Origin of the sequence: Escherichia sp. WS1118, from assembly GCF_046487695.1 — a bacterium.
Lineage (GTDB): Bacteria > Pseudomonadota > Gammaproteobacteria > Enterobacterales > Enterobacteriaceae > Escherichia > Escherichia coli.
On the sequence record NZ_JBJQIZ010000012.1, the window covers coordinates 80,175 to 106,642 of the forward strand.

The window sequence follows — 26,468 nt, forward strand, 5'->3', positions numbered from 1 at the left end:
GGTTACAGGTCGTTAACCTCCATGAAAGACATAGATACACTCATCAGCAACAATGCACTATGGTCAAAAATGCTGGTGGAAGAGGATCCCGGGTTTTTTGAGAAACTGGCACAAGCGCAAAAACCGCGCTTTCTATGGATTGGATGTTCCGACAGTCGCGTTCCTGCAGAACGTTTAACCGGTCTTGAGCCGGGCGAACTCTTTGTTCACCGTAATGTTGCTAACCTGGTCATTCACACCGACCTGAACTGCCTTTCCGTGGTTCAGTATGCAGTGGATGTACTCGAAGTTGAACACATTATTATCTGTGGCCACTACGGTTGCGGCGGCGTACAAGCCGCAGTTGAAAACCCAGAACTGGGGCTTATCAACAACTGGCTGCTGCATATCCGCGATATCTGGTTCAAACATAGCTCATTGCTCGGCGAAATGCCGCAAGAGCGCCGTCTGGATACCTTGTGTGAACTGAACGTCATGGAACAGGTGTATAACCTGGGCCACTCCACCATTATGCAATCAGCGTGGAAACGCGGGCAGAAAGTTACCATTCACGGCTGGGCCTACGGCATTCACGACGGCTTGCTGCGTGATCTGGATGTCACAGCGACTAACCGCGAAACCCTTGAGCAACGTTACCGTCACGGGATCTCCAACCTCAAGCTGAAGCACATCAATCACAAATAAATTCGCCATGCCGGATGCAACACATCCGGCAACTTCACACTTACTCGTCCAGCAGAATCACTTTGCCGATATACGGCAGATGACGGTAACGCTGTGCGTAATCAATGCCGTAACCCACCACAAACTCATCCGGGATCGAGAAACCGATAAATTCTACCGGGACGTTCACTTCACGACGGGACGGTTTATCCAGCAGCGTACAAATCGCCAACGACTTCGGTTCGCGCAGGCTTAAGATCTCACGCACTTTCGACAGTGTATTCCCCGAGTCGATGATATCTTCAACAATCAGCACGTCCTTGCCACGGATATCTTCATCCAGGTCTTTGAGGATTTTCACATCACGGGTGGTGGACATGCCGCTACCGTAGCTGGAGGCGGTCATAAAGTCGACTTCATGAGATACCTGAACTTCACGGCACAGGTCCGCCATAAACATAAATGAGCCACGCAGCAGACCCACCAGCACCATATCGCTGCCGCTGTCTTTGTAACGCTCAGTAATCTGACGACCCAGTTCGGCGATACGCGCTTTAATCTCCGCTTCGGGGATCATTACTTCTACAGTATGTTTCATATCTATAACCATATGATTTAAAAACAAATCACTTCGCACGGGCAGGTTTTGGCACCGCAACAAAGCGCAAGACACGCAGTATACCAGTAAAACTATTCATTCGCGGAATCTGTTAATAAAGCTCGAATTGTGATGACGATCACACATGTTAAAACCTATAATTAATTGCTACTAAAATATTAATGAATTGAAATGGTGTCTCTTTATGGCAATTAACAATACCGGCTCGCGGCGATTACTCGTCACGCTAACAGCCCTTTTTGCAGCGCTTTGCGGGCTGTATCTACTCATTGGCGGAGGCTGGCTGGTCGCGATTGGCGGCTCCTGGTACTACCCTATCGCTGGCCTTGTGATGCTCGGCGTCGCCTGGATGCTGTGGCGCAGTAAACGCGCCGCGCTTTGGCTGTACGCAGCCCTGCTGCTCGGCACTATGATTTGGGGCGTCTGGGAAGTTGGTTTCGACTTCTGGGCGCTGACTCCGCGCAGCGACATTCTGGTCTTCTTCGGCATCTGGCTGATCCTGCCGTTTGTCTGGCGTCGCCTGGTCATTCCTGCCAGCGGCGCAGTTGCCGCACTGGTGGTCGCACTGCTGATTAGCGGTGGTATCCTGACCTGGGCCGGATTTAACGATCCGCAGGAAATCAGCGGCACCTTAAGCGCCGATACCACGCCAGCAGAAGCCATCTCCCCCGTTGCCGATCAGGACTGGCCTGCCTATGGTCGCAATCAGGAAGGTCAACGCTTTTCACCTCTGAAACAAATTAACGCTGATAACGTCCACAAGCTGAAAGAAGCCTGGGTGTTCCGTACTGGCGATGTGAAGCAGCCGAACGATCCGGGCGAAATCACCAATGAAGTGACGCCAATTAAAGTGGGCGACACCCTTTACCTGTGTACCGCGCACCAACGTCTGTTTGCGCTGGATGCCGCCAGCGGTGAAGAGAAATGGCATTACGATCCTGAGCTGAAAACCAACGAGTCCTTCCAGCATGTAACCTGCCGTGGCGTCTCTTATCATGAAGCCAAAGCAGAAACTGCTTCGCCGGAAGTGATGGCGGATTGCCCGCGTCGTATCATTCTTCCGGTCAATGATGGTCGTCTGATTGCAATTAACGCTGAAAACGGCAAGCTGTGCGAAACCTTCGCCAATAAAGGCGTGCTCAATCTGCAAAGCAATATGCCGGACACCAAACCGGGTCTGTATGAACCGACTTCGCCGCCGATTATCACCGATAAAACCATCGTGATGGCCGGTTCAGTCACCGACAACTTCTCAACCCGCGAAACGTCTGGCGTGATCCGTGGTTTTGATGTTAACACCGGGGAGCTGCTGTGGGCTTTTGATCCGGGCGCGAAAGATCCGAATGCGATCCCGTCTGACGAACACACCTTTACCTTTAACTCACCAAACTCGTGGGCACCAGCGGCCTATGACGCGAAGCTGGATCTGGTCTATCTGCCGATGGGCGTCACCACGCCAGATATTTGGGGTGGTAACCGCACACCGGAACAGGAACGTTATGCCAGCTCGATTCTGGCGCTGAATGCCACTACCGGGAAACTGGCGTGGAGCTATCAGACCGTTCACCACGACCTGTGGGATATGGATCTTCCGGCACAGCCGACGCTGGCGGACATCACCGTTAATGGTCAGAAAGTGCCGGTTATTTACGCTCCGGCGAAAACCGGCAACATTTTTGTGCTCGATCGTCGTAATGGTGAACTGGTGGTTCCGGCCCCGGAAAAACCGGTTCCCCAAGGTGCTGCCAAAGGCGATTACGTGACCCCTACTCAACCCTTCTCGGAACTGAGCTTCCGTCCGACGAAAGATTTGAGCGGTGCGGATATGTGGGGTGCCACCATGTTTGACCAGTTGGTGTGCCGCGTGATGTTCCACCAGATGCGCTATGAAGGCATTTTTACGCCGCCATCTGAACAGGGTACACTGGTCTTCCCGGGTAATCTGGGGATGTTCGAATGGGGCGGGATTTCCGTTGATCCGAATCGTGAAGTGGCGATTGCCAACCCAATGGCACTGCCGTTTGTTTCGAAACTGATCCCACGCGGTCCGGGTAACCCGATGGAACAGCCGAAAGATGCCAAAGGCACGGGTACGGAATCCGGCATCCAGCCGCAGTACGGTGTACCGTATGGCGTCACGCTCAACCCGTTCCTCTCACCGTTTGGTCTGCCATGTAAACAGCCAGCATGGGGCTATATCTCAGCATTGGATCTGAAAACCAATGAAGTGGTGTGGAAGAAACGTATTGGTACGCCGCAGGACAGTATGCCATTCCCGATGCCTGTACCGGTGCCGTTCAATATGGGTATGCCGATGCTTGGCGGGCCAATCTCCACGGCGGGTAACGTGCTGTTTATCGCCGCTACGGCAGATAACTACCTGCGCGCTTACAACATGAGCAACGGTGAAAAACTGTGGCAGGGTCGTTTACCAGCGGGTGGTCAGGCTACGCCAATGACCTATGAAGTGAATGGCAAGCAGTATGTGGTGATCTCCGCAGGCGGTCACGGTTCATTTGGTACGAAGATGGGCGACTATATTGTGGCTTATGCGCTGCCGGATGATGTGAAGTAAGGCTTGCTCAGATTGCTGACAACGTGCGATTTGTTCATGCCGGATGCGGCGTGAACGCCTTATCCGGCCTACAAAACTGACAACGTGCGCTTTGTTCGTGCCGGATGCGGCGTGAACGCCTTATCCGGCCTACAAAACTACAAAACATTTGCAAATTCAATACATTGCGCGTAGGCCTGATAAGCGTAGCGCATCAGGCAGTTTTGCGTTTGTCATCAGTTTCATGCCCGGAGAGATCCGGGCATATTTCCGAATACGGTCTTTTTATACCGTAAACCCTAACATCATCCCCGTATCTTCATGCTCCAGCAGATGGCAGTGCGCCATATAAGCATGTTCTTTCGGTGCATCGTGATTAAACTTCACCAGCACTTCGCTGACATTACCTTCTACCTTAACGGTATCTTTCCAGCCTGCGCGATGCGTCGCTGGCGGTTTGCCATTTTCTGACAAGATACGGAACTGCGTACCGTGGATATGGAACGGATGCAGCATCATGTCGCCCACGCCAGAGATAACCCAACGTTCGTACTGCCCTTTCGCCGCCGCAAACATCGGCTTATTCATATCAAACGCCTGACCGTTGATTTTGTTGGCATGGTGGAAATCAAACTTCCCGCTGTGGTTCATATGATTCATATTGCCGTGCCCCATATGGCCCATCATCTGGCTGTGATCCATCCCGGCCATCGCCTGATCGCCATATTTCTCCATCAGCATCTGCATCCCCATCATATCGAGCATTGGGTCCATAGAAAGTTGCAGCTTGCGTACCGTCAGCCCCTCCAGCGAAGGTAACGCAGGCAGGCTACTTAATGTGTCTGGCAAAGCACCAGAGGCACTAATGGCAATCGGCTGAATCCGCATTACCGGATGCGGCTTGTCAAACGGCGTAATCGCCATCCCCATCTGGCTGACCGGCAGCGTCACCAGGTCAAAGGGTTTGTTGTCGTTAACCTCCACCAGCACTTCAAAACGCTCGCCCATCAGCACTGGCAGCTCGTTCACCTTCACCGGTTCAGGTAGCAGACCGCCGTCGCTGGCAATCACATAAAGCGGGCGATTGTCGCTGGTGGCGAAATTGAGCGAGCGGGCATTACAGCCATTGAGCAAACGCAGGCGCAGCCAGCCACGCGGGGCAGCGTGTTGCGGGTAGATTACACCGTTGGTCAGCAACGTATCGCCAAACCAACCCACAGCGGCGGTCATCACATCCAGTTGATAATCAATCTGCCCGTCTGCGTTAAATTTTTTATCCTGAACAATCACCGGGACATCATCAATACCCCACTGTTTTGGCAGCATTAATTTCAGGATCTCGTCATCTTCAATTACCACCAGCCCAGCCAGCCCCATCGCCACCTGTCGCCCGGTCTTGCCATGTTGATGTGGATGGAACCAGCAGGTAGCGGCAGGTTGATCAACGTTCAACGTCACCGAGCGCTTGCCACCTGGCGGAATAATTCCCTGCGGGCCGCCGTCCACTTCACCCGGTACTTCCAGCCCGTGCCAGTGCAACGTCGTCTCTTCCGTCAGTTGGTTGTAGATATCAACCGTTACCGCTTTGCCGCGCTGTAATTTCACCGCCGGCCCCAGCAGATTGCCGTTATAGCCCCAGGTAGTTGCAGTTTTCCCGCCAAAGGTGGACTGGCCTGCGCCAATAGTTAACTGAATGCGATTACGGGCATCGGTCGTGAGCAAATCAGGGATTGGTAACGTTGGGCGTTCCGCCGCAAATACTGCGCGGCTCCACAGCGGCAAGGCTGAAGCCACACCCAGCGCGACGGAATATTTCAAGAAATCACGACGTTGCATAGTTATTTCCTTATTCTTAAGCAGGCGAAACAAAATCAAACGTTGAGCATAGTCCTTCCCCTTACGGGAAGGTCAAGCCGCAGACACAATTTAATCGACAATAATGGTCGTCGCCTCGCTCGCAGTGTGCTAACGTTTATCTTCTTTAAGCCCCTGGTAGAAGCAATGAAGACGTTTTTCAGAACAGTGTTATTCGGCAGCCTGATGGCCGTTTGCGCAAACAGTTACGCGCTCAGCGAGTCTGAAGCCGAAGATATGGCCGATTTAACGGCAGTTTTTGTTTTTCTGAAGAACGATTGTGGTTACCAGAACTTACCTAACGGGCAAATTCGTCGCGCGCTGGTCTTTTTCGCCCAGCAAAACCAGTGGGATCTCAGTAATTACGACACCTTCGACATGAAAGCCCTCGGTGAAGACAGCTACCGCGATCTCAGCGGCATTGGCATTCCCGTCGCTAAAAAGTGCAAAGCCCTGGCCCGCGATTCCTTAAGCCTGCTTGCCTACGTCAAATAATCCCTGATACCTTTTTGTAGAAATATTGACCGTGCATCCGCGGTCAATGTTAGCTATTATGTTGCGCCATTTTTTTACGGGTGTTAACAAAGGAGGTATCAACCCATGGCCGAAAAAAAACAGTGGCATGAAACGCTACACGACCAGTTTGGGCAGTACTTTGCGGTAGATAACGTTCTGTATCATGAAAAGACCGATCACCAGGATCTGATCATTTTTGAGAACGCCGCATTTGGTCGCGTAATGGCGCTGGATGGTGTAGTACAAACCACCGAGCGTGACGAGTTTATCTATCATGAGATGATGACCCATGTTCCGCTACTGGCCCACGGTCACGCGAAACATGTGCTGATTATCGGCGGCGGCGACGGTGCCATGCTGCGTGAAGTAACCCGACATAAAAACGTTGAGTCAATCACGATGGTGGAAATCGATGCGGGTGTCGTGTCGTTCTGCCGTCAGTATCTTCCCAACCATAACGCCGGTAGTTACGACGATCCGCGCTTTAAACTGGTGATCGACGATGGTGTCAATTTCGTTAATCAAACCAGCCAGACCTTTGATGTCATTATCTCCGACTGCACCGATCCTATCGGTCCCGGCGAAAGTCTGTTTACTTCTGCATTTTATGAAGGCTGCAAACGTTGCCTGAATCCTGGCGGTATCTTCGTCGCACAAAACGGCGTCTGCTTTTTACAGCAGGAAGAGGCCATCGACAGCCATCGCAAACTCAGCCATTACTTCAGCGATGTTGGCTTTTATCAGGCGGCGATCCCGACCTATTACGGCGGCATCATGACCTTTGCATGGGCGACAGATAACGACGCCTTACGCCATCTCTCAACCGAAATTATTCAGGCGCGTTTTCTCGCTTCTGGCCTGAAATGCCGTTATTACAATCCGGCAGTCCATACGGCAGCTTTTGCCTTACCCCAGTATCTGCAAGATGCACTGGCTTCACAGCCGTCCTAAGGAGAAGATAAGAAATTGAAAAAACTGAAACTGCATGGCTTTAATAATCTGACCAAAAGTCTGAGTTTTTGTATTTACGATATCTGCTACGCCAAAACTACCGAAGAGCGCGACGGTTATATTGCTTATATCGATGAACTCTATAATGCCAACCGTCTGACCGAAATCCTGTCAGAAACCTGTTCCATTATCGGGGCCAATATTCTTAACATCGCCCGCCAGGATTACGAGCCACAAGGTGCCAGCGTCACTATTCTGGTGAGTGAAGAACCGGTCGACCCGAAACTTATCGACAAAACAGAACACCCCGGCCCACTGCCAGAAACGGTCGTTGCCCATCTCGATAAAAGTCATATTTGCGTACATACCTACCCGGAAAGTCATCCTGAAGGCGGTTTATGTACCTTCCGCGCCGATATTGAAGTCTCTACCTGCGGCGTGATTTCTCCGCTGAAGGCGCTGAATTACCTGATCCACCAGCTTGAGTCCGATATTGTGACTATTGATTATCGCGTGCGCGGTTTTACCCGCGACATTAACGGTATGAAGCACTTTATCGACCATGAGATTAATTCGATTCAGAACTTTATGTCTGACGATATGAAGGCGCTGTATGACATGGTGGATGTAAACGTCTATCAGGAAAATATCTTCCATACCAAGATGTTGCTTAAAGAGTTCGACCTTAAGCACTACATGTTCCACACCAAACCGGAAGATTTAACCGACAGCGAGCGCCAGGAAATTACCACTGCGCTGTGGAAAGAAATGCGCGAGATTTATTACGGGCGCAATATGCCCGCTGTTTAACGTCTCAGGCGGAGCACGGAGGCTCCGCCTGATTTACTTACTTCTGCTGCACGAAATTACGGTAAGCCGCCACCACCTGAAGAAAATCCTCAACGCCGCACAGCGACAAGCTCTCTTCATCGTAGTAGTTCATCCCCTCTTCCATTTCATCGCCAGCGAATTCCAGTTGATTGGCGCGAACCATCACCTCTTCACCATCCATCCACAGAGTGTATTCATGCCCTGCCCGTTGCCAGGAACGTTCGCTACCTTTCAATGCGTGCGCCGCTTGTTCTACTTCATCAAGCAAGGCCAGGTTTTCTTTCACCTCTTCATTAAACCAGTGCCCGACCACTTCATGCCCCATGGACATGCGCACCTTTACCACTCCGGTAATATCGCGCAGAAATTCGTAATCCATAGTGTGTTCCTCTGCTCCTGGCAATGCGCCGAAATCGCATTGCGCCATTGATGTAATTATCGCAGCCTTACCGGAGAAAAACAGCGGAACGGCGATGGTTTAGAAATAAAAAATGCCCGGGAATCTCATTCACCGGGCATTGTGTCGTTTATGCGCAGCGCGTGCGCTTACTTATTAAACCGCAGTCTGGAAAATCACCCCGTCCGCTTTTTCGGTGTACTGAGAAAGCTGGTCGAAGTTCAGATAACGGTAAGTATCAACGGCTGTTTTATCTACCTGCGCCACGTAGGTCTGGTACTCTTCCGGCGTCGGCAGTTTGCCAATCAGCGCCGCAACAGCAGCCAGTTCCGCAGAAGCCAGGAAGACATTCGCGCCAGTACCCAAACGGTTCGGGAAGTTACGGGTAGAGGTGGAAACCACCGTCGCACCGTCTGCTACACGCGCCTGGTTACCCATACACAGGGAACAGCCAGGGATCTCGATACGAGCACCACTCTTACCGAAGACGCTGTAGTAGCCTTCTTCGGTCAGCTGCGCAGCGTCCATACGCGTTGGCGGTGCCACCCACAGGCGGGTCGGCAACTGACCTTTGTGCGCATCCAGCAGTTTACCAGCGGCACGGAAGTGACCGATGTTAGTCATGCAAGAACCGATAAATACTTCGTCAATCTTCTCGCCCTGTACCGCAGACAGCGGACGTGCGTCGTCCGGGTCATTCGGTGCACAGAGGATTGGCTCTTTGATATCCGCCAGATCGATGTCGATCACTGCCGCGTATTCCGCATCTGCATCGGCTTCCAGCAGCTCAGGATTCGCCAGCCATTTTTCCATGCCCTGAATACGACGCTCCAGGGTACGACGATCGCCGTAACCTTCCGCGATCATCCACTTCAGCAGGACGATGTTAGAGTTCAGGTATTCAATGATCGGTTCTTTGTTCAGCTTGATGGTACAACCGGCAGCAGAACGCTCGGCAGACGCATCTGTCAGCTCAAATGCCTGCTCAACTTTCAGATCCGGCAGACCTTCAATTTCCAGAATGCGGCCAGAGAAGATGTTTTTCTTACCTTTCTTCTCAACGGTCAGCAGACCTTGTTTGATTGCATACAGCGGAATGGCATGTACCAGATCGCGCAGGGTGATACCCGGCTGCATTTTGCCTTTGAAGCGTACCAGAACGGATTCTGGCATATCCAGCGGCATTACGCCTGTTGCGGCTGCAAATGCCACCAGACCAGAACCCGCCGGGAAAGAGATACCGATCGGGAAACGGGTATGGGAGTCACCACCGGTACCGACGGTATCCGGCAGCAGCATACGGTTCAGCCAGGAGTGGATTACGCCGTCACCCGGACGCAGCGACACACCGCCACGGTTCATAATGAAGTCCGGCAGCGTGTGGTGCGTGTTCACGTCAACTGGCTTCGGATACGCCGCGGTGTGGCAGAAAGACTGCATCACCAGGTCAGCCGAGAAGCCCAGGCACGCCAGGTCTTTCAGTTCATCACGGGTCATCGGGCCGGTGGTATCCTGAGAACCAACAGAAGTCATTTTCGGTTCACAGTACGCGCCCGGACGAATGCCTTTCACGCCACAGGCACGGCCCACCATTTTCTGCGCCAGCGAGAAGCCACGGTCGCTCTCAGCGACATCTTTCGCCTGACGGAACACATCGCTGTGCGGCAGGCCAAGTGCTTCACGCGCTTTGGTGGTCAGGCCACGCCCGATAATCAGCGGAATACGGCCGCCAGCACGCACTTCATCAATCAGCACGTCGGTTTTCAGTTCGAAGGTTGCCAGCAGTTCGCCGGTTTCGTGGTTACGCACTTCACCTTTGTACGGGTAAACGTCAATTACGTCGCCCATGTTCAGGTTAGAGACGTCGACTTCGATTGGCAGTGCACCCGCATCTTCCATCGTGTTAAAAAAGATTGGTGCAATTTTACCGCCGAGGCACAAACCACCGCCGCGTTTGTTCGGCACATGTGGAATATCATCGCCCATAAACCACAGAACGGAGTTCGTGGCGGATTTACGCGATGAACCCGTACCCACAACGTCACCGACGTACGCCAGCGGGAAACCTTTCTGTTGCAGAGCTTCAATCTGTTTGATCGGGCCAACAACACCAGGCTGATCTGGCTCAATACCTTCACGGGCGTTTTTCAGCATCGCCAGCGCGTGCAGTGGGATATCCGGGCGTGACCACGCATCTGGTGCCGGAGAGAGGTCATCGGTGTTGGTTTCGCCAGTGACTTTGAAGACGGTAACGGTCAGTTTTTCAGCCAGCGCCGGGCGATTCAGGAACCATTCGGCATCCGCCCAGGACTGCATTACCTGCTTCGCATATTCATTGCCTGCTTTGGCTTTCTCTTCTACGTCATAGAAGTTATCGAACATCAGCAGCGTGTGAGAAAGTGCTTTGGCAGCGATCGGTGCCAGTTTGGCATCATCCAGCGCGTCGATCAGCGGATGAATGTTGTAACCACCCTGCATAGTGCCCAGCAGTTCAATGGCTTTTTCCGGAGTCAGCAGCGGGGATTTGGCTTCGCCTTTCGCGACAGCAGCCAGGAAGCCTGCTTTGACATAGGCGGCTTCATCGACGCCAGGGGGAACACGGTTGGTTAACAGATCTAACAGGAATTCTTCTTCGCCCGCGGGCGGGTTTTTCAGCAGCTCTACAAGTGCGGCCATTTGGTTTGCATCCAGGGGTTTGGGCGCAATCCCCTCAGCGGCACGCTCAGCTACGTGCTTACGGTATTCTTCTAGCACGACGGTTCTCCTCGCTCTCATTGTCATAGTGCGGCAGGCGATTCTCTTCACGCTCCTGTGAGACAGCAGTTTGTAGGGTAAATGCCCAGTACCGCAACGGGCAGAATAGCAGGATTTTGACGATGTGTTAATCTGTTTACAAAAAAGCAACATAAAAAAGTGGCTGAATCGTTAAAGATAGTCTAGAGAATGTTTCCCTCCGTAAAAACTTCGTTAATTCGCATGGTGATAATCACCTTTCTCAACGAATCCCAAGATTAGTCAAAATTTAAACTACGGCCTCTTTATACTCGGATTCACAGCACCTGCGGGTGGCAGTTCGCCGACCATTGCGATTTCCTTGAGATCCGAATTATGAAAATGACTTTGCCGTTTAAACCCCATGTGCTGGCGCTAATTTGCAGTGCCGGGCTTTGTGCCGCCTCTGCCGGGCTATATATAAAAAGCCGCACAGTGGAAGCGCCTGTGGAAGCGCAATCGACACAACAGACTGCGCCTGACATCTCCGCAGTTACGCTTCCTGCAACGGTTTCCGCGCCTCCCGTAACGCCTGCCGTCGTCAAATCCGCATTCAGCACTGCTCAAATAGATCAATGGGTTGCACCTGTCGCGCTATACCCCGACTCTCTGCTTTCACAAGTGTTAATGGCATCAACCTATCCGGCAAACGTTGCTCAAGCAGTGCAATGGTCGCACGATAATCCACTTAAACAAGGCGATGCTGCTATTCAGGCTGTATCTGACCAGCCCTGGGACGCCAGCGTCAAATCACTGGTGGCCTTTCCACAGTTGATGGCATTGATGGGCGAAAACCCGCAATGGGTGCAAAACCTGGGCGATGCTTTTCTGGCGCAGCCGCAGGACGTGATGGACTCGGTACAGCGATTGCGGCAACTGGCGCAACAAACCGGCTCGCTGAAGTCATCAACTGAACAAAAGATCATCGCGACAACGAAAAAAGTCGTACCGGTAAATCAGCCCGCCAACGCCCCTGCCACACAATCAAATACCGTTTCTACGTCCAGCCCCGTCGTCGCAGAACCTGCACCGACCGTAATAACCATTGAGCCAGCCAATCCGGATGTGGTTTATATTCCGAACTACAACCCAAACGTGGTTTACGGCAGTTGGGCCAATACCGCTTATCCGCCAGTTTATCTGCCGCCGCCAGCCGGAGAACCGTTTGTTGACAGCTTTGTGCGCGGATTCGGCTATAGCATGGGCGTTGCTACCACATACGCACTATTCAGCAGCATCGACTGGGACGACGACGATCATGACCATCATCATCATGACGATGATGATTATCATCACCACGATGGCGGTCATCGTGACGGTAATGACTGGCAACACAACGGCGACAACATCAATATCGACGTCAACAATTTCAACCGTATCACCGGTGAGCATCTTACTGATAAGAATATGGCATGGCGGCACAATCCAAACTACCGTAATGGTGTGACCTATCATGATCAGGATATGGCAAAGCGGTTTCATCAAACCGATGTCAACGGCGGAATGAGCGCCACGCAGTTACCTGCTCCAACACGCGACAGCCAGCGTCATGCGGCAGCAAGTCAGTTTCAGCAACGAACACACGCAGCACCAGTCACTACGCGAGATACCCAGCGTCAGGCTGCGGCACAGCGGTTTAATGAAGCGGAACACTATGGCAATTATGACGACTTCCGCGACTTCAGCCACCACCAACCACTGACCCAGCAGCAAAAGGACGCCGCTCGTCAGCGTTATCAGTCGGCTTCTCCTGAGCAGCGCCAGGCAGTCCGCGAGAAAATTCAGGCTAACCCGCAGAATCAGCAGAGAAGAGAAGCGGCACGTCAGCGTATTCAGTCCGCGTCGCCTGAGCAGCGCCAGGCGGTTCGCGAGAAAATGCAGACTAACCCGCAGAATCAACAGCAAAGAGATGCAGCACGTCAGCGTATCCAGTCTGCCTCGCCTGAGCAGCGTCAGGTTTTTCGAGAGAAAGTTCAGGAGAGCCGCCCGCAGCGTCTAAACGACAGTAACCATACTGCCCGATTGAATAATGAGCAACGGTCAGCGGTACGCGAACGGTTGTCTGAGCGTGGAGCAAGGAGACTGGAAAGGTAAATTGCAGGCGTAAAAAAGCGGCGTTGTTAGCCGCTTAAGACTGATGACAAACATCGAATCGCCCGATGCGCAAGCTTATCGGGCCTACACAAGCCATGCAATATATTGAATTTGCATGATTTTGTAGGTCGGATAAGGCGTTTACGCCGCATCCGGCATCAACCACGAGCACTTTATCAACAATCTGAAGCGGCCAGAATAGCCGCTTCTTAATTTGCAGGATGTTCCGGCAAACGAAAAATTACTTCTTCTTCGCTTTCGGGTTCGGCAGGTCGGTAATGCTACCTTCGAACACTTCTGCCGCCAGGCCCACAGACTCGTGCAGAGTCGGGTGCGCATGGATGGTCAGTGCGATGTCTTCAGCGTCACAACCCATTTCGATTGCCAGGCCGATTTCACCCAGCAGCTCACCGCCGTTAGTACCGACAATTGCACCACCGATCACACGGTGAGATTCTTTGTCGAAAATCAGCTTGGTCATACCGTCTGCGCAGTCGGAAGCGATAGCACGACCAGAAGCAGCCCACGGGAAGGTGGCGGTTTCGTAGCTGATGCCTTTCTCTTTCGCTTCTTTCTCAGTCAGACCTACCCATGCAACTTCTGGTTCGGTATAGGCGATGGACGGGATAACTTTCGGATCGAAGTAATGTTTTTTACCGGCGATAACTTCAGCGGCAACGTGACCTTCGTGAACACCTTTGTGTGCCAGCATTGGCTGACCGACGATATCACCGATAGCAAAGATGTGCGGTACGTTGGTACGCAGCTGTTTGTCAACGCGGATGAAACCACGGTCGTCAACTTCCACGCCAGCTTTGCCTGCGTCGAGGTTTTTACCGTTCGGCACACGACCAATCGCTACCAGCACGGCGTCGTAACGCTGCGGTTCAGCGGGTGCTTTTTTGCCTTCCATCGTCACATAAATGCCGTCTTCTTTCGCTTCAACGGCGGTAACTTTGGTTTCCAGCATCAGGTTGAATTTCTTGCTGATACGCTTGGTAAAGACTTTAACGATGTCTTTATCAGCTGCCGGGATGACCTGGTCGAACATTTCAACCACGTCAATCTGTGAACCCAGCGCGTGGTATACGGTGCCCATTTCCAGACCGATGATACCGCCACCCATTACCAGCAGGCGTTCTGGTACTTCTTTCAGTTCCAGCGCGTCAGTGGAGTCCCAGATACGCGGATCTTCATGCGGAATAAACGGCAGTTGAATCGGGCGAGAACCCGCTGCAATGATCGCGTTGTCGAAGTTGATCACGGTTTTACCGTTCTCACCTTCAACTTCCAGGGTGTTAGCCCCGGTAAATTTACCCAGACCGTTGACCACTTTGACTTTGCGGCCTTTCGCCATACCAGCCAGACCACCGGTCAGCTGATTGATCACTTTCTCTTTCCAGGTACGAATCTTGTCGATATCGGTTTTCGGTTCGCCAAAGACGATACCGTGTTCAGCCAGCGCTTTGGCTTCTTCGATAACTTTTGCTACGTGCAGCAGTGCTTTAGAAGGGATACAGCCGACGTTCAGGCAAACACCGCCGAGGGTGTTGTAGCGTTCTACGATTACGGTTTCCAGACCTAAATCAGCGCAACGGAAGGCAGCGGAGTAACCTGCGGGGCCTGCCCCAAGTACCACGACCTGAGTTTTGATTTCAGTACTCATCATGACCTCTATATATTTATCTCCGGCGGGTCTGACGTTTTTTTTATGACGCCCATTATCCACCGGGTCGTTCTATCCGTCGGTATTTTACAAAATTGTTAATAATTTTTAAACAACAAACGGCAACCGATTTGTCTATTCGCTAATAATCTCAATACATTCATGAGATTACCAGAAAAGAGCCGGCCGTTGGGCCGGCTCTTTTATTTACATCACCAGACGGCGAATGTCAGACAGCGTGTTGTTAATGATGGTAATGAAACGGGCACCATCAGCACCGTCGATCACGCGGTGGTCGAAGGAGAGAGAAATCGGCAGCATCAGACGCGGCACGAACTCTTTACCATTCCACACCGGCTCCATCGCGGACTTGGAAACGCCGAGGATAGCCACTTCCGGCGCGTTCACAATCGGCGCGAAGTGGGTAGTACCCAGGCCGCCGATGCTGGAGATGGTGAAGCAACCGCCCTGCATTTCGCCCGCAGTCAGCTTACCGTCACGCGCTTTCTTAGAAATAGTCATCAGCTCGCGAGACAGCTCGATGATGCCTTTCTTGTTGACGTCTTTGAATACCGGGACAACCAGACCGTTCGGGGTATCCACCGCCACACCGATGTTGATGTATTTCTTCAGGGTCAGACGCTGACCGTCTTCCGACAGCGAACTGTTGAAGCGAGGCATCTGCTCAAGAGCTGCAGCAACGGCTTTCATGATGAAGACAACCGGGGTGATCTTCACATCCAGCTTACGTTTCGCCGCTTCTTCGTTCTGCTGTTTACGGAACGCTTCCAGCTCGGTGATATCGGTTTTGTCGAAGTGAGTAACATGCGGGATCATCACCCAGTTACGGCTCAGGTTCGCACCAGAGATTTTCTGGATGCGGCCCAGTTCCACTTCTTCGATTTCACCAAACTTGCTGAAGTCCACCTTCGGCCACGGCAGCATGCCTGGGATACCGCCGCCAGTTGCCGCCGGAGCTGCTTCTGCACGTTTGATAGCTTCTTTCACGTAAGCCTGAACGTCTTCGCGCAGGATACGACCTTTACGGCCGGTGCCCTTCACTTTCGCCAGGTTAACGCCAAACTCGCGTGCCAGACGGCGGATCAGCGGAGTCGCGTGAACGTAAGCGTCATTTTCAGCAAATTCAGATTTGCCTTCGGCTTTTGCAGCCGGAGCTGCTGCCGGGGCTTCAGCTTTTGCTGCCGGAGCCGGCGCTGCCGCTTCCTGTTTCGCAGGAGCTGCCGCAGGCGCTGCGCCTTCAACTTCGAAGATCATAATCAGCGAACCAGTTTTCACTTTATCGCCAACGTTGACTTTCAGTTCCTTCACGACGCCTGCAAACGGAGCCGGAACTTCCATAGAAGCTTTATCGCCTTCTACGGTGATCAGTGACTGTTCAGCGGCAACTTTGTCGCCCACTTTCACCATCACTTCGGTCACTTCAACTTCGTCACCGCCGATATCCGGAACGTTAACTTCTTTCACGCCAGCTGCTGGTGCAGGGGCCGCTGCCGGAGCCGCTTCCTGTTTAGCCGCCGGAGCTGCCGCGCCTGCTTCACCCGCGACTTCGAAGATCATAATCAGCGAGCCGGTAGACACTTTGTCACCCACGTTCACTTTGATCTCTTTCACGGTGCCTGCAAACGGAGCAGGAACTTCCATAGAAGCCTTGTCGCCTTCTACGGTGATCAGCGACTGTTCAGCTTCAACTTTATCGCCAACTTTCACCAGGATTTCGGTCACTTCAACTTCGTCGCTGCCAATATCCGGAACGTTAACGTCTTTTGCTGCCGCAGCCGCTGGTGCTGCTGCCGGAGCTGCTTCTTTCTTCTCTTCTGCCTGAGCAGGTGCAGCGTCTGCTGCACCGTCGGCGGAATCGAAAATCATAATCAGTGCGCCGGTCTGGGTTTTATCGCCAACAGAGACTTTGATCTCTTTAACGATACCCGCCTGCGGAGATGGTACTTCCATAGAGGCTTTGTCGCCTTCTACGGTGATCAGCGACTGTTCGGCTTCAACTTTGTCGCCCACTTTGACCAGGATCTCGGTGATTTCAACTTCATCAGCCCCGATGTCCGGTACTTTGATTTCGATAGCCATTATTCTTTTACCTCTTACGCCAGACGCGGGTTAACTTTATCTGCATCGATGTTGAATTTGGCGATTGCGTCAGCAACCACTTTCTTATCGATTTCGCCACGTTTAGCCAGTTCGCCCAGCGCCGCAACCACGACATAAGAAGCATCAACTTCAAAGTGGTGACGCAGGTTCTCACGGCTGTCGGAACGACCGAAGCCATCAGTACCCAGTACGCGGTAGTCGTCAGCCGGTACGTAAGTACGGACCTGCTCAGCGAACAGTTTCATATAGTCGGTAGATGCCACTGCCGGAGCGTCGTTCATCACCTGAGCGATATACGGAACGCGCGGAGTTTCCAGCGGGTGCAGCATGTTCCAGCGTTCACAATCCTGACCATCACGCGCCAGTTCGGTGAAGGAAGTCACGCTATAAACGTCAGAACCTACGCCGTAATCTTTCGCCAGGATCTCTGCCGCTTCACGGACGTGACGCAGGATAGAACCGGAGCCCAGCAGCTGAACTTTACCTTTGCTACCTTCAATGGTTTCGAGTTTGTAGATACCTTTACGGATACCTTCCTCAGCACCTTCCGGCATTGCCGGCATGTGGTAGTTTTCGTTCAGCGTAGTGATGTAGTAGTAAACGTTCTCTTGTTTTTCACCATACATACGCTCCAGACCGTCATGCATGATGACAGCAACTTCGTAAGCGTAAGCCGGGTCGTAAGAGATACAGTTCGGGATAGTCAGCGACTGAATATGGCTGTGACCATCTTCGTGCTGCAGACCTTCGCCGTTCAGGGTGGTACGACCGGAAGTACCGCCGATCAGGAAGCCACGCGCTTGCTGGTCGCCAGCCGCCCAGCACAGATCGCCGATACGCTGGAAACCGAACATCGAGTAATAGATGTAGAACGGGATCATCGGCAGATTGTTGGTGCTGTAAGAGGTCGCCGCTGCCAGCCAGGAACAACCTGCGCCCAGCTCGTTGATCCCTTCCTGCAGAATCTGACCTTTCTCGTCTTCTTTATAGTAAGCAACCTGCTCGCGGTCCTGCGGGGTGTACTGCTGACCGTTCGGGCTGTAAATACCAATCTGACGGAACAGACCTTCCATACCGAAAGTACGCGCTTCGTCGGCGATGATCGGTACCAGCCTGTCTTTGATCGACTTGTTCTTCAGCATTACGTTCAGGGCACGAACGAAAGCGATAGTGGTAGAGATCTCTTTGCTCTGCTCTTCCAGCAGCGCGCCGAAGTCTTGCAGGCTCGGCAGCTCAAGCTTCTCGGTGAAGTTCGGCTGACGGCTTGGCAGATAACCGTGCAGTTTCTGACGCTGAGCGTGCAGATAGGTATGCTCTTCAGAACCTTCCGGGAAGGTGATGTACGGCAGTTTTTCGATATCTGCATCAGACACCGGCACATTGAAACGGTCGCGGATATGACGCACGCCGTCCATGTTCATTTTCTTAACCTGGTGCGCGATGTTTTTACCTTCAGCCGCGTCGCCCATGCCATAACCTTTAATGGTATGAGCAAGGATTACCGTCGCTTTGCCTTTGGTTTCCTGCGCTTTCTTGAATGCAGCGTAGATTTTCTTCGGATCGTGACCACCACGGTTCAGTGCCCAGATCTGCTCGTCAGTCCAGTTTGCAACCAGTGCTGCGGTTTCAGGATATTTACCGAAGAAGTGTTCGCGAACATACGCACCATCTTTCGATTTGAAGGTCTGGTAATCGCCGTCAACGGTTTCGTTCATCAGCTGGATCAGTTTACCGCTGGTATCTTTACGCAGCAGTTCGTCCCAACGGCTACCCCACATCACTTTGATCACGTTCCAGCCAGCACCTTCGAAGATGCCTTCCAGTTCGTTGATGATCTTGCCGTTACCGGTGACCGGGCCGTCAAGACGCTGCAGGTTACAGTTGATAACGAAGACCAGATTATCCAGTTTTTCACGGGTAGCGATGGTGATCGCACCTTTGGATTCCGGTTCGTCCATTTCACCGTCGCCGAGGAACGCGTAAACGGTTTGTTTAGAGGTATCTTTCAGGCCACGGTGTTCCAGATATTTCAGGAATTTAGCCTGGTAAATAGCACCAATCGGACCCAGACCCATAGATACGGTCGGGAACTGCCAGAATTCCGGCATCAGTTTCGGGTGCGGATAGGAAGAGAGGCCATTGCCGTGAACTTCCTGACGGAAGTTATCCAGCTGCTCCTGAGTCAGACGACCTTCCAGGAAAGCACGAGCGTACACGCCCGGGGAGATGTGGCCCTGGAAGTAAACCAGGTCGCCGCCATCCTGCTCGTTGCGTGCACGGAAGAAGTGGTTAAAGCACACATCATAAATGGTTGCGGAAGACTGGAAGGACGCCATGTGGCCGCCCAGTTCGAGGTCTTTTTTCGACGCACGCAGCACCGTCATGATGGCGTTCCAGCGGATAGCTGAACGAATACGGCGTTCCAGTTCCAGATTACCCGGATACTCCGGTTGTTCTTCAACGGGGATGGTGTTGATGTAGTTGCTGATACCGGTGCCTGCAGCTACGTTGACTCCGCCTTTGCGGGCTTCAGCAAGCAGTTGGTCGATCAGATACTGAGCACGCTCAACACCTTCTTCACGGATGACCGATTCGATCGCCTGGAGCCAGTCGCGAGTTTCGATCGGATCCACGTCATTTGGGAAACGTTCTGACATGGGTTATTCCTTATCTATCTAATAACGTTGAGTTTTCTGGAACCTGTCCCATTGAACTCTCGCCGGAAAGCTCAATAAGACAGGTTCTACGTTTAGTTGCCGCGCTTTTATATGCGCTTGATTTACAACATCTTCTGGATAATTTTTACCAGAAAAATCACTAATTCTTTCGTTGCTCCAGACGACGCAGAGAACGCTCACGACGGCTCTCTTCACGGCTTCTGTCGAGCAAAATTTCTTCGATAAAGGCCAGATGGCGATGCGATGCTTCGCGCGCTTCTTCCGGCTTACCGGCCATAATCGCTTCAAATATGCGGGTGCGGTGACTACTCACCAGCGGCAGCATCTCGCGACGCGAATAGAGCAATTCGAAGTTCTGGCGGACATTCTGAGCCAACATCGGCTCCATACACCTTAGCAGATGAAGCAGAACCACATTGTGGGCCGCTTCGGTGACGGCAATCTGATACTGGAGTACGGCATTTGATTCCGCGTCCAGATCGCCAGACTGCTGCGCCAGCTCTATAGCGTGGTGGAGTTCACGGATGCGTTCCTTGTCTTCATCGGTACTACGCAGCGCGGCGTAATAAGCGGCGATACCTTCCAGGGCGTGTCGTGTTTCGAGCAAGTCATACTGTGATTCAGGATGGTCGGAGAGCAGCTCCACCAGCGGATCGCTGAAGCTTTGCCATAGGCTGCTCTGGACAAAAGTGCCGCCACCCTGGCGACGAAGCAACAAGCCCTTCGCTTCGAGACGTTGAATCGCCTCACGCAATGAGGGACGGGAGACGTCAAACTGTTTTGCCAGTTCGCGTTCCGGTGGGAGTTTTTCGCCCGGGCGGAGAGTGCCTTCGAGGATCAAAAACTCCAGTTGCTGCTCAATCACATCGGAGAGTTTTGGTTGGCGGATTTTGCTGTAGGCCATGAGTTCCTGTCTTAAGCCACTTGCCGAAGTCAATTGGTCTTACCAATTTCATGTCTGTGACGCTAAAGTAACAAAGTATTCACCTTATGTCCATACAGGTTTTGATTGAAATCATGAAACTGTGCACATTTTAACAACTTGACATATATAACGTTTCAAAGTTGTAACTATGCACAAATGTTAAATTTACCCATCAAGGGGTGACCTTAACAGAATTGAAACGAAAAAATATTTCCTCTGAACCGATTCACCAAGCAACAAAACGCATAACAATTCAATTATGTGAATTAATATGTAAAATGAATGTTCAGGGAAGGAGAGAAAGGTAGTATTTACCTATGTTTTCTTTTTACATTGCTTATTATCACTGCAATCGCCACCGTAACCTTCTCGTAGCGAAAATCATCACTTAACCAGAACGTGATGATTTTCAGGTGACAGATTCTGTTTAGAGTTCATTCTGAATCTTTGAACAAAGGCAATCCTTGCGAACGCCGCCATTCTTTGACGATTTTCAGGATGTTTTCAGGTTTACCATCTTCTGGGGAATTAGGATAGAAAATGAGATCTCCCTTTTTAGGATGTTCAGTAATTTTAATGAAATGATCCACTAAGGTATCGAGATATTTTTCTAATTTTTTCCCTTTTAGGGATTTATCTTTGCTAGTTGCATTTACTATCTCCTCAAGCATTTCAAGAAATTCACCTTCTGTGTAAAAATATATTTTATATTTTAAATCATGCATATACATTATCTCCTGTAGTGAATTTCATCATGTAGTCGAGGCGTAACAATCCTTTAATTATCAATATCATAAATTTCGCCACCACATTCAATCGCAACACTATGATATATATGGAATTCTTTAACAATTTCCTTAGAGCCATAATGCCAACCTTCAAGAGGCGCTTTTGCGATTAATCCTTGTTTTATACGTGTTTGGTTACCAGTTGAAAACTGCGCTATCAACTCCGGATACTGACTCACCTCCAGCCAAAGGGTATCGGTGAAAGCGGGAAATTGATAAAATAACCTAATGAAATTTCAGTATTTTACCTGTTTTTTAAGAGCACCCACATTATTATTTTATGTTATTAACATCATCGCATTAGCCAGACGCGATGATGTTCCATATATAGTTTTATTATCTACTTTATTTAGAGTCTTTAAACAAGGGTAGCCCCTGTGAACGCCGCCATTCTTTGACAATTTTCAGGATGTTTTCAGGTTCATCATCTCCCTTCTTTGCAGGATAGTAGATAAGATCGCTCATCAACGGATGTTGTGTAATTCTGGTAAGATGTTCTTCTAGATCATCCCAATATTTGTCAAGCTCTTCCCCTTTTAATTGAGCGTTATCCCCGGTTGGATTTGTAAACTCGCCAAGCAACTCAATGAATTCCCGCTCTGTGTAATCTTCTATTTCATCTTTAAAATTATACATTTAACTATCTCCTGTAATAAATTTCATCATGCAAATGAGGTGTGCCCTCCTTAAATTATCAATATCGTAAATTCCGCCACTATATTCAATCGCAACACGATGATACATGTGGAATTTTTTAACGATTTCTTTAGTGCCATAATGCCAACCTTCAAGTGGTGCTTTTGCGATTAATCCTTGTTTTATACGTGTTTGATTACCGCTTGAAAACTGCGCTATCAACTCCGGATACTGACTCACCTCCAGCCAAAGGGTATCGGTAAAAGCGGGAAAATGATAAAATAACCTAATGAGGCTTCAGTATTTTTACCTGTTTTTTAAGAGCAATCACATTATTATTTTATGTCATTAATATCATCGCATTAGCCAGATGCGATGATGTTCCATATATAGTTTTATTATCTACTTTATTTAGAGTCTTTAAACAAGGGTAACCCCTGTGAACGCCGCCATTCTTTGACAATTTTCAGGATGTTTTCAGGCTTATCATCTCCTTGACTTTTAGGGTAGAAAATTAGATCGCTCCCTGACGGATGCTGTGTAATTTCAATAAAATGATCTACTAATGAATCCCAGTACATTTCTAGCTCCTTACCTTTTAAGGATTTTCCATCTTTCATAGATGATCTCAATCCGCCTAAAAAATTAAGAAATTCATCCTCGGTATAATCCTGGAGCTTTTCTTTAAACATATTTATCTCCTGTAGTGAATCTCATCGTGTAGTCTGGGGGTAACAATTCGTAAATTATCAATATCGTATACGCTGCCGCCATATTCAACTGCAACACGATGATGTATCTGGAATTTTTTAACTATTTCTTTAGGGCCATAATACCAACCGTCAATAGGTGCTTTTGCGGTTAATCCTTGTTTTATACGTGTTTGGTTACCACTTGAAAACTGCGCTATCAACTCCGGATCCTGACTCACCTCCAGCCACAGCGCCTCGCGAAACTCATCAAAGGTTTTAAACTCCCGTCCGCGCAATTTATCAGCAATATGCGCCGGGATTGGTGCGCCGTTGCCGTTATTGGATACCGACATATCCAGCCAGCGAGTTCCTGGTGAAAGCAGGACGCCGCGCCCTGTTACAACACCAGGCAGCTTTCGCGGATCCTCCTTCAGGTAAACATAGATGGGCTTAATACCGGATCCCGCCGGAAAAACCAGAATATAATCGTTGAATTCTTTCGGATCAGGAACCGGGAATGGCGGCGTGGTATAGGTATCGGTGCCGTCCGGAATCGGCGTCACCAGAATGGTGGGCTGCTCCAGCGGCGGCCTGTCGTTACCGGTATGGCCCGGAACATACCCATGTTCCGGATTTTCCGGCGTCCAGGTAATCAGGGGGCCATCGACATCGTGAGCGGGGGTAAATTCATAACGCTGCGTCTGCTCGTTCCACTGCATGTTCGCCACGCGGACGTTTTCATACGGCGTACCTTCACCCGTATGAACACCATACACCTGAGGCTTGCCGTGAATGTCAGTTCCCCAGAAAAAACGTACCCGGGTGGTGGCGGTACTGCCTGCTAGTGCTTTCTGCCGCAGTTCTTCCTCATACCAGAACTCATCACGTCCGGGCACGCGAGCACTGCCCTCGCCCGCAGAGGGAATATACAAAGCAGATGCCAACGCACCGATGTAAGAGCCGCAGGTTGCACTGAGTATGCCACTGAGCGACCATTTTCCCCATATTTGAGCCGCCAACACACTACCCGGAAACAGTAGCATGGTTTGAGCTTCTGCGGGTTGCCCAACATCGTTAGCCTCCGGATGGTGGTATCCACAGCAGTCATCAACCACTGGCAGAGCAAAAATCGCTACTTGCCCGAAGTTTTCAGCGGGTTCTTCTGCCGTTCCGGCATCTGTACATCCCTTCTCCTTCAGACAGGATTTGGCATAGACCGGTTTAACCGCTGGTGGAGAGAGTGGAAGGTTAACAACTGGTAGCGGCTCAGGGTTAAGATTACTGGCAGGTGGGTTTTTAGGTGGAATAAATAAGCTATTATAGCCAGCAGGAAAGGCCAACCAGTCAAATTCCGTATTGGCTATTAGATGTTTGCATAATATGTAGTCATAATTAACATTTACACATTCGGTAGGAAGATTATTGTCAGAAATGTTTACATGAATAGCAGTTAATGAAGCATTTCTTAGCTGAATATAATAATACCGTTCCCCGCGCCCGCTTTTATTTATACGATACAAATCGATTTCAATAAATAACCGCTCATTCTGATTGATGGCATTAGACAGTAGCGGTGAGCTTTTATCAATGAGTTTGCAAAATTGTAGCCCCTGTAGATTAACGCCTTTACCAGTACTGGTAATGGCGTTGGTGAGTGCAAAGGCAAAAATTTCATCTTCATGGCCAACCTGCCAGCGATTACCAACCGACGCATACGTCCCACAGCCTGAAGAAATATCGCCCTGCTTCTCACCGATTATTCTCAGGTAAACAATATCGCCCACTTTATTTCATTCCCGTTTATCCTTAACTTTTTTGCATTAAATAGAAAACTTATTTCTCGATCAATAAGAAACGCTTTTAATGAAAAATTATTTCAATTACTTAACGTTTTCACTTAGCTCGCAATATTATATTTAAATACTCGCGTTACAACCCCATTGTATTATTAACATCTATTTATTCTTATATGACCTTTTGTAAGATTATTGTGCTGGTGGCTAAGGCATGGTGTTCAGCAGGCAGACAAATCCGACATATAGCTAGTTAAAACAGTATGTTATCAGACTTAAAGTATCTATTAAATGTGATGAAAAACTTACAATTGCTTTTTTTTTATCCAGAAAATCAACACATCTACATAAAGCAGGTGCATTCTCGCGCATATACCATTATCTTGTGATAGTTGAAAGTACTATCATCATAATTCAGTTACATAAAATGTAAAGAAACCAATACAACAAACGGAATTACAAAATTACACACGCATTGCTGCGTAGTTCAAAAAAACAACACAACACGAGGTTTCATAATGGAAGGTCAACAGCACGGCGAGCAGCTAAAGCGCGGCCTTAAAAACCGCCATATTCAGCTTATCGCGCTGGGTGGCGCGATAGGGACAGGGCTATTCCTAGGTAGCGCCTCCGTAATACAGTCCGCAGGGCCAGGGATTATCCTGGGTTACGCCATTGCTGGTTTTATCGCCTTTCTGATCATGCGTCAGCTAGGTGAAATGGTGGTCGAAGAACCTGTCGCAGGCTCCTTTAGCCACTTTGCTTATAAATACTGGGGCAGTTTTGCCGGTTTCGCCTCTGGCTGGAACTACTGGGTACTGTACGTTTTAGTTGCCATGGCAGAGCTGACTGCCGTGGGTAAATACATTCAGTTCTGGTATCCGGAAATCCCAACCTGGGTTTCTGCCGCCGTGTTCTTTGTGGTGATCAACGCCATCAACCTGACAAACGTAAAAGTGTTTGGCGAGATGGAGTTCTGGTTTGCCATTATCAAAGTTATCGCGGTGGTAGCGATGATCATCTTCGGCGCCTGGCTGCTATTCAGCGGCAACGGCGGCCCGCAGGCGAGCGTTAGCAACCTGTGGGATCAGGGTGGTTTCCTGCCACACGGCTTCACCGGTCTGGTGATGATGATGGCGATTATCATGTTCTCTTTCGGTGGTCTGGAACTGGTGGGGATCACCGCAGCAGAAGCTGATAACCCGGAGCAAAGTATCCCGAAAGCAACTAACCAGGTTATCTACCGCATCCTGATTTTCTATATTGGCTCGTTAGCCGTTCTGCTCTCACTAATGCCGTGGACCCGCGTTACCGCCGATACCAGTCCGTTTGTGCTGATCTTCCACGAGTTAGGCGATACCTTTGTAGCGAATGCGCTGAATATCGTGGTACTGACTGCTGCGCTCTCCGTGTACAACAGCTGCGTATATTGCAACAGCCGTATGCTGTTCGGTCTGGCACAACAAGGGAACGCGCCAAAAGCGCTGGCGTCTGTCGATAAACGCGGCGTACCGGTTAACACTATTCTGGTGTCTGCGCTGGTTACGGCATTGTGCGTACTGATTAACTACCTTGCCCCAGAGTCCGCTTTCGGACTGTTAATGGCGCTGGTGGTATCTGCACTGGTCATCAACTGGGCGATGATCAGTCTGGCGCATATGAAATTCCGTCGAGCCAAACAAGAACAAGGCGTGGTAACTCGCTTCCCTGCCCTGCTTTATCCGCTGGGTAACTGGGTCTGCCTGCTGTTTATGGCGGCGGTACTGGTGATTATGCTGATGACCCCAGGAATGGCGATTTCGGTATACCTGATCCCGGTATGGCTGATCGTGTTAGGTATCGGCTATCTGTTTAAAGAGAAAACCGCCAAAGCCGTAAAAGCGCATTAATCTCTCTACGCCCTCACCCGTGCAGGGTG

General features: G+C 50.5%; 21 protein-coding genes. 7 read left to right on the top strand and 14 right to left on the bottom strand.

Annotated features, from left to right (window positions below; translation table 11 throughout):
• Window positions 1-21: 21 nt before the first annotated feature.
• Window positions 22-684, top strand: coding sequence for a carbonate dehydratase (gene can / locus ACJHYO_RS19205; protein ID WP_000651600.1), 663 nt, complete (start codon window positions 22-24; stop codon window positions 682-684).
• A 40-nt stretch (window positions 685-724) separates the two neighbouring features.
• Here the strand turns inward: can and hpt are convergent, their stop codons facing one another.
• Window positions 725-1,261, bottom strand: a complete 537-nt coding sequence (gene hpt / locus ACJHYO_RS19210; RefSeq protein WP_000683335.1) for a hypoxanthine phosphoribosyltransferase — start codon at window positions 1,259-1,261, stop codon at window positions 725-727.
• A 205-nt stretch (window positions 1,262-1,466) separates the two neighbouring features.
• Between hpt and gcd the strand changes: the two genes are divergently transcribed.
• On the top strand, window positions 1,467-3,857 hold the full coding sequence (gene gcd / locus ACJHYO_RS19215; RefSeq protein WP_001314426.1) for a quinoprotein glucose dehydrogenase: 2,391 nt from the start codon (window positions 1,467-1,469) through the stop codon (window positions 3,855-3,857).
• A gap of 264 nt (window positions 3,858-4,121) precedes the next feature.
• On the opposite strand, the gene cueO is transcribed toward gcd, so the two are convergent.
• Entirely contained in the window at window positions 4,122-5,672 is a 1,551-nt protein-coding gene (gene cueO / locus ACJHYO_RS19220) for a multicopper oxidase CueO (RefSeq protein ID WP_001189641.1), read from the bottom strand.
• Between the two features lie 165 nt (window positions 5,673-5,837).
• Here cueO and ACJHYO_RS19225 point away from each other — a divergent pair, with 165 nt between their 5' ends.
• The 3 genes from ACJHYO_RS19225 to speD all read left to right on the top strand — a co-directional run bounded on the left by ACJHYO_RS19225 (window position 5,838) and on the right by speD (window position 7,967).
• On the top strand, window positions 5,838-6,185 hold the full coding sequence (locus ACJHYO_RS19225; RefSeq protein ID WP_001295568.1) for a YacC family pilotin-like protein: 348 nt from the start codon (window positions 5,838-5,840) through the stop codon (window positions 6,183-6,185).
• 105 nt (window positions 6,186-6,290) lie between these two features.
• Window positions 6,291-7,157, top strand: a complete 867-nt coding sequence (speE, locus tag ACJHYO_RS19230) for a polyamine aminopropyltransferase (RefSeq protein WP_000818414.1) — start codon at window positions 6,291-6,293, stop codon at window positions 7,155-7,157.
• Between the two features lie 15 nt (window positions 7,158-7,172).
• Window positions 7,173-7,967 carry an adenosylmethionine decarboxylase gene (gene speD, locus ACJHYO_RS19235; RefSeq protein ID WP_000734301.1) on the top strand — a complete coding sequence of 265 codons (795 nt, stop codon included), beginning with the start codon at window positions 7,173-7,175 and terminating at the stop codon, window positions 7,965-7,967.
• Between the two features lie 37 nt (window positions 7,968-8,004).
• Here speD and yacL read toward each other — a convergent pair whose 3' ends face one another.
• The gene (yacL, locus tag ACJHYO_RS19240; protein ID WP_000384306.1) at window positions 8,005-8,367 is read right to left on the bottom strand and encodes a protein YacL; all 363 of its coding nucleotides are present in this window, start codon (window positions 8,365-8,367) and stop codon (window positions 8,005-8,007) included.
• Window positions 8,368-8,541: 174 nt separating this feature from the next.
• The gene (gene acnB, locus ACJHYO_RS19245; protein ID WP_001295775.1) at window positions 8,542-11,139 is read right to left on the bottom strand and encodes a bifunctional aconitate hydratase 2/2-methylisocitrate dehydratase; all 2,598 of its coding nucleotides are present in this window, start codon (window positions 11,137-11,139) and stop codon (window positions 8,542-8,544) included.
• Window positions 11,140-11,493: 354 nt separating this feature from the next.
• Between acnB and ACJHYO_RS19250 the strand changes: the two genes are divergently transcribed.
• Window positions 11,494-13,251: a DUF3300 domain-containing protein gene (locus ACJHYO_RS19250; RefSeq protein WP_042022827.1), complete on the top strand. Its 1,758-nt coding sequence runs from the start codon at window positions 11,494-11,496 to the stop codon at window positions 13,249-13,251.
• A gap of 241 nt (window positions 13,252-13,492) precedes the next feature.
• Here the strand turns inward: ACJHYO_RS19250 and lpdA are convergent, their stop codons facing one another.
• The 10 genes from lpdA to tssD form a co-directional block, all read right to left on the bottom strand.
• The gene (lpdA, locus tag ACJHYO_RS19255) at window positions 13,493-14,917 is read right to left on the bottom strand and encodes a dihydrolipoyl dehydrogenase (protein ID WP_000102485.1); all 1,425 of its coding nucleotides are present in this window, start codon (window positions 14,915-14,917) and stop codon (window positions 13,493-13,495) included.
• Between the two features lie 207 nt (window positions 14,918-15,124).
• Window positions 15,125-17,017, bottom strand: a complete 1,893-nt coding sequence (aceF, locus tag ACJHYO_RS19260; protein ID WP_000963500.1) for a pyruvate dehydrogenase complex dihydrolipoyllysine-residue acetyltransferase — start codon at window positions 17,015-17,017, stop codon at window positions 15,125-15,127.
• Window positions 17,018-17,031: 14 nt separating this feature from the next.
• Complete coding sequence (aceE, locus tag ACJHYO_RS19265; protein WP_001682569.1) at window positions 17,032-19,695, bottom strand: pyruvate dehydrogenase (acetyl-transferring), homodimeric type; 2,664 nt, start codon at window positions 19,693-19,695, stop codon at window positions 17,032-17,034.
• 160 nt (window positions 19,696-19,855) lie between these two features.
• A complete protein-coding gene (gene pdhR, locus ACJHYO_RS19270) occupies window positions 19,856-20,620 on the bottom strand; it encodes a pyruvate dehydrogenase complex transcriptional repressor PdhR (protein WP_000331776.1) in 765 nt (254 codons plus the stop codon).
• 455 nt (window positions 20,621-21,075) lie between these two features.
• A complete protein-coding gene (locus tag ACJHYO_RS19275) occupies window positions 21,076-21,366 on the bottom strand; it encodes a bacteriocin immunity protein (RefSeq protein WP_000543774.1) in 291 nt (96 codons plus the stop codon).
• A 53-nt stretch (window positions 21,367-21,419) separates the two neighbouring features.
• Complete coding sequence (locus tag ACJHYO_RS19280) at window positions 21,420-21,608, bottom strand: hypothetical protein (RefSeq protein WP_000085117.1); 189 nt, start codon at window positions 21,606-21,608, stop codon at window positions 21,420-21,422.
• A 166-nt stretch (window positions 21,609-21,774) separates the two neighbouring features.
• On the bottom strand, window positions 21,775-22,065 hold the full coding sequence (locus ACJHYO_RS19285) for a bacteriocin immunity protein (protein WP_000282221.1): 291 nt from the start codon (window positions 22,063-22,065) through the stop codon (window positions 21,775-21,777).
• A complete protein-coding gene (locus tag ACJHYO_RS19290) occupies window positions 22,066-22,305 on the bottom strand; it encodes a hypothetical protein (RefSeq protein WP_001311381.1) in 240 nt (79 codons plus the stop codon).
• Window positions 22,306-22,472: 167 nt separating this feature from the next.
• Window positions 22,473-22,757: a bacteriocin immunity protein gene (locus ACJHYO_RS19295; RefSeq protein WP_000471928.1), complete on the bottom strand. Its 285-nt coding sequence runs from the start codon at window positions 22,755-22,757 to the stop codon at window positions 22,473-22,475.
• A gap of 2 nt (window positions 22,758-22,759) precedes the next feature.
• Complete coding sequence (gene tssD, locus ACJHYO_RS19300; protein ID WP_085455683.1) at window positions 22,760-24,541, bottom strand: type VI secretion system tube protein TssD; 1,782 nt, start codon at window positions 24,539-24,541, stop codon at window positions 22,760-22,762.
• Window positions 24,542-25,068: 527 nt separating this feature from the next.
• Between tssD and aroP the strand changes: the two genes are divergently transcribed.
• Window positions 25,069-26,439, top strand: a complete 1,371-nt coding sequence (aroP, locus tag ACJHYO_RS19305) for an aromatic amino acid transporter AroP (protein WP_000399019.1) — start codon at window positions 25,069-25,071, stop codon at window positions 26,437-26,439.
• The last annotated feature ends 29 nt before the right edge of the window (window positions 26,440-26,468 follow it).